The sequence below is a fragment of the Streptomyces montanisoli genome, from assembly GCF_017813245.1.
Classification (GTDB): Bacteria; Actinomycetota; Actinomycetes; order Streptomycetales; family Streptomycetaceae; genus Streptomyces; species Streptomyces montanisoli.
Genome location: NZ_JAGIQL010000238.1, coordinates 1 through 7,493 on the forward strand (window position 1 = coordinate 1; position 7,493 = coordinate 7,493).

General features: G+C 74.7%; 7 protein-coding genes. 6 read left to right on the forward strand and 1 reads right to left on the reverse strand.

The annotated features are described in order from the left end of the window. On the forward strand, positions 1-955 hold a 955-nt coding region (locus JFN87_RS30850), incomplete at its 5' end, for a hypothetical protein (RefSeq protein ID WP_209345467.1). A gap of 50 nt (positions 956-1,005) precedes the next feature. Further along, positions 1,006-1,785, forward strand: a complete 780-nt coding sequence (locus tag JFN87_RS30855; protein ID WP_209345480.1) for a tetratricopeptide repeat protein — start codon at positions 1,006-1,008, stop codon at positions 1,783-1,785. Positions 1,786-1,852: 67 nt separating this feature from the next. Here the strand turns inward: JFN87_RS30855 and JFN87_RS30860 are convergent, their stop codons facing one another. After that, positions 1,853-3,121 (reverse strand): DUF1015 family protein, encoded by a 1,269-nt coding sequence (locus tag JFN87_RS30860; protein ID WP_209345469.1) that lies wholly within the window; start codon positions 3,119-3,121, stop codon positions 1,853-1,855. Between the two features lie 72 nt (positions 3,122-3,193). On the opposite strand from JFN87_RS30860, the gene JFN87_RS30865 reads away from it, so the two are divergent. The 4 genes from JFN87_RS30865 to JFN87_RS30880 form a co-directional block, all read left to right on the forward strand. Beyond that, entirely contained in the window at positions 3,194-4,339 is a 1,146-nt protein-coding gene (locus tag JFN87_RS30865; RefSeq protein ID WP_209345472.1) for an HAD hydrolase-like protein, read from the forward strand. 126 nt (positions 4,340-4,465) lie between these two features. Further along, entirely contained in the window at positions 4,466-5,518 is a 1,053-nt protein-coding gene (locus JFN87_RS30870; RefSeq protein ID WP_209345474.1) for a FecCD family ABC transporter permease, read from the forward strand. After that, positions 5,515-6,615: a FecCD family ABC transporter permease gene (locus JFN87_RS30875; protein WP_209345476.1), complete on the forward strand. Its 1,101-nt coding sequence runs from the start codon at positions 5,515-5,517 to the stop codon at positions 6,613-6,615. Before JFN87_RS30870 ends, JFN87_RS30875 begins: the two co-directional genes overlap by 4 nt. Before the next feature lie 80 nt (positions 6,616-6,695). Then, positions 6,696-7,493 (forward strand): ABC transporter ATP-binding protein (locus JFN87_RS30880; protein WP_209345478.1); only part of this gene is annotated, 798 nt, incomplete at its 3' end.

Consider the following 7,493-nt stretch of genomic DNA (forward strand, 5'->3'; position numbering starts at 1 on the left):
GGCGGCGGCAGCAGCGGTGGCGGTGGTTACGGGCGTCGCGACCGCGACGACCGCGGCGGCCGGCCCGGGGGTGGTGGGTACGCGGGAGGCGGCGGCGGATATCGAGGCCGGGACGGTGACCGGCGTGATGACCGTGGCCGCAGGGACGACCGTCCCTCGTTCCGTCGCGACGACCGGCGGGATGACCGCGACCGTGGCGACCGCGGTGGGTTCCGTGGCGGCCGCGATGACCGGCCCCCGTTCCGTCGTGATGACCGCCGCGATGACCGCCGTGATGACCGGCGTGATGACCGGCCGTCTTTCCGCCGTGACGAGCGACGCGATGACCGCAGGGACGATCGGCGTGACGACCGTGGTCGCAGGGACGACCGTCCCTCGTTCCGTCGCGACGACCGGCGGGATGACCGCCGTGACGACCGCAGGAACGAGCGTCCGCCTTTCCGGCGTGACGACCGCGACCGTGGCGACAGCGGGGACCGCGGTGGGTTCCGCGGGGGCCGTGACGACCGTCCCCCGTTCCGGCGTGATGACCGACCGTCCTTCCGCCGCGACGAGCGTAGGGACGATCGGCGGGATGACCGGCGCGATGACCGCCGTGACGACCGGCCGTCTTTCCGCCGCGACGAGCGCCGCGATGACCGCAGGGACGACCGTCGTGACGACCGGCCGGCCTTCCGCCGCGACGAGCGACGCGACGACCGCCGCGACGACCGGCCCCGTGGGCCCCGCCGTGACAACGACCGGGGCGGCCGCCCCGGTGCCGGCGGTGGGTACGGCCGGCGTGACGACCGCGACCGCGGGGCTCGCGGCGGCTTCCGTGGGGGCCGTGACGACCGCGACCGCGGCGGGTTCCGCGGGGGGCGTGACGACCGTCGGGGCCGTGACGACCGCAGGGACGACCGCCGCGGTGGGCCCGGTCGCCGTGACGACCGTGACCGTGACAGGGAGCCCGTGAAGCGGCTGCCCATCCCGGACGAGGTCATCGGGGACGAGATCGACAAGGACGTGCGGCAGGAGCTCATGAGCCTGCCCAAGACCCTCGCGGACGATGTCGCCCGCAACCTGGTCATGGTCGCCCGGCTCATCGACGAGGACCCCGAGGGCGCCTACGCGTACTCCAGGGTGGCGCTGCGGCTCGCGTCCAGGGTCGCGGCCGTTCGCGAGGCCGCGGGCTTCGCTGCGTACGCCAACCAGAAGTACGCCGAGGGGCTCGCCGAGTTCCGGGCCGCGCGGCGGATGACCGGTCATGTGGAGCTGTGGCCCGTCATGGCCGACTGCGAGCGCGGCCTCGGCCGGCCCGAGCGGGCGCTGGCGATGGCCGGCGAGTCCGAGGTGCAGAAGCTGGACAAGGCGGGCCAGGTCGAGATGCGTCTGGTCGCCGCCGGGGCCCGCCGCGACATGGGGCAGCTCGACGCCGCCATCGTCACGCTGCAGAGCCCAGAGCTCGCCTCGCACTCCGTGCACCCGTGGACGGCGCGCCTGCGCTACGCGTACGCGGACGCCCTGCTGGCGGCCGGCCGGGAGAGCGAGGCCCGCGAGTGGTTCGCCCGGGCCAACGAGGCCGACAAGGACGGGACCACCGACGCGTCGGACCGGCTTGCCGAACTCGACGGCATCGAGTTCGTCGACGCGATGGAGGACGACGCCGTCGAGGACGACGCCGTCGAGGACGAGCGCGTCGAGGGCGAGCGCGTCGAGGACGACAGTCCGCGGGCCGAGGCCGAGGCCGAGGCCGGAGCCGACGACGCCCCGGGCACGCCCCGGCGCGACGCCGAAGAGGACTGACAGGGAGTACGTCCACGTCCCCGCCGGGCCGCCGGCGGGGACGGCCGGGATGGCCGGGGACGGCCGGTCAGCCGGCCGTGAGCGTGCGCAGCACCAGGCCCGTCGCCGGCTTCGGGCCGAACGACGTCGACTTGCGGGGCATCGTGACGCCCTGCCGCGCCAGGTCGCGTACGACGTCCTCGCGCACCGGGTGCAGCAGGACCGCCGTGCTGCCGTCCTGCTCGGCCTTGCGCACGGCCGCGTCCGTGTCGTGGATGTAGCCGATGTGGTCGGGCCCGTCGGGCACCCGCCACACCTCGTCGATGAGCGCGCTGTGCAGCACCGTCGCGTCCAGTCGCCGCCAGGCCGCCGGGCGGTCCTGGCGTACGGTCCGTGCGAGCAGGCCCGCGTCGGGCCTGTCGACCAGACGGAAGCGGCCGTCGCCCGCCAGCAGGAAGGCGTTGCCCTCCGCGGTGGCGGCCGCCAGCGCGTCGAGCGCTTCGGGCAGTGCCGCGTCGAGCGTGCGCACCCGGCAGAACCCGTGCAGCGCGGCCGCCGCCTCCGCGACCGGCACGCCGTGCAGCAGGCGGTGGATGGCGCGGACCTGGAGCGGGTGACGCAGGGTGTCCACCAGGAGCACGAGGCCGTAGGACCAGGGCCCGGCGCCCGGGTGTTCCTCGCGCAGCCGCTGGTAGGTCGCCCAGCGGTGGTGGCCGTCGGCGATCAGCGCCTGGCGGCGGGCGAGGCCTGTCGTGATCTCCGTCTGCTCCGCGGTGGAGGTCACCGACCACAGCTTGTGCGCGTAACCGTCCTCCGTGGTCGTCGCGAGCAGCGGGGTGCGCCGTACGACCCGGTCGAGCACGGCCTGTGTCGTGCCGTCGCCCTCGTACGTCAGCAGCAGCGGTTCCAGGTTGCTGGCCGTGGCCCGCATCAGGTCGGCGCGGTCCTCGACGATCTCCGCCATGACGTCCTCGTGCGGGAGCACCACGCCGTCCGCGGCGTCCGGCAGGGCGAGCGCGCCGATGACGCCGCGCTGCACCGCTCCCTCGCCGCGCTGCTCGTACACGTACAGCGCGGGCTCGGGGTCGGCGGCCAGCACGCCGTCCGCCAGCCAGCGCGCCAGCGTGTCGGCGGCCTGCCGGTGGCGTGCCGCCGGGGTGGCCGCCTGGGGGAGGATCAGGCGGACGATGTTGTGAGGATCGGCACACTCGAGGTGGTGCAGGCCGTCGGGCCGCACCACCACGTCGTACGGCGGCGATGTCACCGCGGACAGGCTGGTGACCTGCTCGGGCACGTAGCGCACGCCCCTGAACGGTGTCAGCCGCAGCCCCTCGCCCGCAAGATCCGTCGTCCTCATCAGGGCATCGTATGGGGGAAGCCGCCATGGGCGATGATCGGGTGAGCAGCCGGAGCGAGGAGTGCGGTGGGAATGAGTCAGGACAGCGGGAGCACGTCCCCCCGGAGCAGTGCGGGCAGTGCGGGCAGTGCGGGCAGCGCTGCCACGCGGCCCCGTGGCAGCGGGGGCGTTCTGAGCGAGCGCTACGACACGGCGCTCCTCGACCTGGACGGCGTGGTGTACACGGGCGGTGACGCGGTGCCGCACGCGGTGGACGCGCTCGCGGCGGCGCGGAAGGCCGGCATGCGCCTCGCGTACGTCACCAACAACGCCCTCAGGCCACCTGAGGCCGTCGCCGGGCACCTGACGGAGCTCGGGGTGCCCGCGGAGGCCGAGGACGTGATCACCTCGGCGCAGGCGGTGGCGCGGCTGATCGCGGAGCGGCTGCCCGAGGGCGCGAAGGTGCTCGTCGTCGGTGGGGAGGGGCTGCGGCTCGCGCTGCGTGAGCGCGGACTCACGCCGGTCGACCGCGCCGACGACGAACCGGTGGCGGTCGCGCAGGGGTACGGCGGCCCCGACATGGTGTGGCGGCGGTTCTGGGAGGCGTCCGCGGCGATCAACCGGGGCGCGCTCTGGTTCGCGTCCAACACGGACCTGACCATTCCGAGCCCGCTCGGGATCGTGCCGGGCAACGGCGCCGCGGTGGAGGTCGTCCGGATCGCGACGGGCGCGGAGCCCGAGGTGGCGGGCAAGCCGCTGCCGCCGATGCACCGCGAGACGATCCTGCGCACGGGCGCGCGGCGGCCCCTCGTGGTCGGGGACCGGCTCGACACGGACATCGAGGGCGCGTTCCGCGGCGAGGTCGACTCGCTGCTGGTCCTGACGGGCGTGACGGACGCACGGCAGCTGCTGGCGGCGGAGCCGCGGCACCGGCCGACGTACGTGGACGCCGACCTGCGGGGCCTGCTGTCCGCACAGCCGGACGTGACGGGCGTGACGGATGCGACGGACGCGACGCACGCGACGGCCGCGCAGGACGCGGACGGCGGCGACGGGTTCGCGTGCGGCGGCTGGACGGCCTCCGTGCGCGGCGGCGCGCTCGTCATCGACCGCGCCGGCGAGGGCGACGGCGACCCGGTCGACGGGCTGCGGGCGCTGTGCGCCGCGGCCTGGACGCAGGCGGGGGATGGCTCGTGCGGCCTCGACGCGGGCAAGGCCCTGGGCCGCCTCGGGTGGTGAGCGCCACCGGCGAGCACCGCCTGTGCCGCCCTGTGCCGCTTGCGCCGCCGGTGGCCCGGGCGTCTCGGCGAACTCACAGCCGGGCACCGTCGAATCACGATGGGAGGGTAGGCTAACCTAACCTTCGTGTTGGTTGAGAGCCCTCCAGAACAGAGTGGCACGCCGGTGGCGCCCCCGTCGTCGCGCGGGCGCCGGGCGGTGCGGGGCGTGGGGTTCGTCCTCGCCGTCGTGCTGCTGGTGGCGGTCTGCGTGGCCAGCGTCGCCGTCGGCGCCAAGTCCATGCCGATCGGCCACGTCTGGCACGGCCTCTTCGAATCCACGGGCACCCGCGACGACGTCATCGTCAGCGACGTCCGCGTGCCGCGCACCGTGCTCGGGCTGCTCGTGGGGGCGGCGCTCGGGCTCGCCGGGGCCGTGATGCAGGCGCTGACCCGCAACCCGCTCGCCGAGCCGGGGCTGCTCGGGGTCAACGCGGGCGCGGCGGCTGCCGTCGTGTCGGCCATCAGCTTCCTCGGCGTCAGTTCCTTCACCGGATACGTGTGGTTCGCCTTCCTCGGCGCCGCCGTCGTCTCCGCCGCCGTCTACGTACTCGGCGGCAGCCGCGGCGCCACGCCCGTGCGGATCACCCTCGCGGGCACCGCCGCCGGCGCCGTCCTCTACGGGTACGTCAACGCCGTCGAGTTGCTGAACTCGGCGGCCCTGGACCGTATCCGCTTCTGGACGGTCGGCTCCCTCGCCTCGGCCGACATGTCGACCGTCGCGAAGGTGTGGCCGTTCATCGCCGTCGGGGTGGCGCTCTCCCTGCTGATCGCGCGCCCGCTCAACGCCATGGAGATGGGCGACGACACGGCGCGTGCGCTCGGCGCGCACCTCGCCCGTACGCGGGTGCTCGCGATGGTGGCCGTCACCCTGCTGTGCGGCGCGGCGACCGCCGCGTGCGGGCCCATCGTCTTCGTCGGGCTGATGGTGCCGCACCTGGTGCGCAGCATCACCGGGCCCGACATGCGCTGGATCCTGCCGTACGCCGCCGTGCTCGCGCCGGTGCTGCTGCTCGGCTCCGACGTGGTGGGCCGGGTCGTCGCCCGCCCCTCCGAGGTGCAGGTGGGCATCGTGACGGCGCTGATCGGCGGGCCCGTCTTCATCTGTCTCGTACGGCGCAGGAGGATGGCGCAGCTGTGACCGCCCCCGTACCCACCACACCTCCCCCCTCCCGCCGCGACGAGGGCGCGCGCCGCACACGCGGGGCCCGGGCCGTCCGCACGCCCGGCGGCCTGCTCTCCGTGCGCGTCGAGACGAGGCCCGCGCTCGTCCTGCTCCTGCTCGTCGCCATCGCGCTGCTCGCCGGGGTCGTCGTCATCGGCAGCGGCGACTACCCCATGTCGCCCGGTACCGTGCTCTCCACGCTGACGGGCGGCGGCACGGCCGCGCAGACCTTCATCGTCCACGACCTGAGGCTGCCGAGGGCCATCGTCGGGCTGCTCGTCGGCGCGGCGCTCGGCATCGGCGGCGCCGTCTTCCAGTCCGTCACCCGCAACCCGCTGGGCAGCCCCGACGTGATCGGCTTCGGGCAGGGCTCCGCGGTCGGCGCGCTGAGCGCCATCGTCCTCTTCCACGGGAGCGCCGCCGAGACCGCGGCGGGCGCCGTCGTCGGCGGCCTCGCGACGGGCGCGGCCATCTACCTGCTGGCGTGGAAGCGTGGCGTGCACGGCTACCGGCTCGTGCTCGTCGGCATCGGCGCCGCGGCCATGCTCACGGCCGCCAACCACTACCTCCTCACCAAGGCCGACATCGTCGACGCCACCCGGGCCGTCCTGTGGATGACCGGGACGCTGGACGGATCGAGCTGGAGCCAGGTGTGGCCGCTGGCCGCCGTCTGCGTGGTCCTCGTGCCGTTCACGCTCGCGCACGGCAGGCGGCTTCGGATGATGGAGATGGGCGACGACACGGCCTACGCGCTCGGCGTGCCCGCCGAGCGCACGCGCGTCCTGCTGATGGCTGCCGCCGTGCTGCTGGTGGCCTCGGCGACCGCGGCCGCGGGGCCCATCACGTTCGTCTCGCTCAGCGCCCCCCAGCTCGCCCGCAGGGTCACGCGCGCGCCGGGCCCCAACCTCGCCGCGTCGGCGGCGATGGGGGCGGTGCTGCTGTGCGCGGCCGACCTGGTCGCCACGCGCGCCTTCGGCAGCAGACAGCTGCCCGCCGGCGTCGTCACCGCCGTCGTCGGCGGCCTGTACCTGCTGTGGCTGCTGGTCTCCCAGCGCAGGGCGGGACGGATATGAGGCGCCGCGCCGACACCGAATCCGGGCTGACGCCCGTCCGTCCGTCACCATCAGGACCCGAGCCCCACAGGAGTACGACGATGCAGCGCCTCACCGCGGAGTCCGTGACCCTCGGCTACGACCGGCGGGTCATCGTCGAGGACCTCTCCCTGGAGATACCCGACCACTCCTTCACGGTCGTCGTCGGCCCGAACGCCTGCGGCAAGTCCACCCTGCTGCGCGCGCTGTCCCGGATGCTCAGGCCCGAGCAGGGCCGGGTGCTGCTCGACGGGTCCGCCATCCACACCATGCCGGCGAAGAAGGTCGCCAAGACACTCGGCCTGCTGCCGCAGTCGTCCGTCGCGCCCGACGGCATCACGGTCGGCGACCTGGTCGCCCGCGGCCGCTACCCGCACCAGGGGCTGCTGCGCCAGTGGTCGCCCGAGGACGAGCGGATCGTCGCCGAGTCGATGACCGCGACGCGCATCGCCGAACTCTCCGAGCGGTACGTGGACGAGCTGTCCGGCGGGCAGCGCCAGCGCGTGTGGATCGCCATGGCGCTCGCCCAGCAGACCCCGCTGCTGCTCCTCGACGAGCCCACCACCTACCTCGACATCCAGCACCAGATCGACGTGCTCGACCTGTGCGCCGAGCTGCACGAGACGCAGGGCCGCACCCTCGTCGCCGTGCTGCACGACCTCAACCACGCGGCCCGCTACGCCACCCACCTGATCGCGATGCGCGAAGGGCGCGTCGTCGCGGAGGGCGCGCCGGCGGACGTCGTCACCGCGCCGCTGGTGGAGGAGGTGTTCGGCCTGCGCTGCCAGGTCATCGACGACCCCGAGACGGGCACGCCGCTCGTCGTGCCCGCCGGCCGCAAGGCGCGCGGGTCCGCGCCG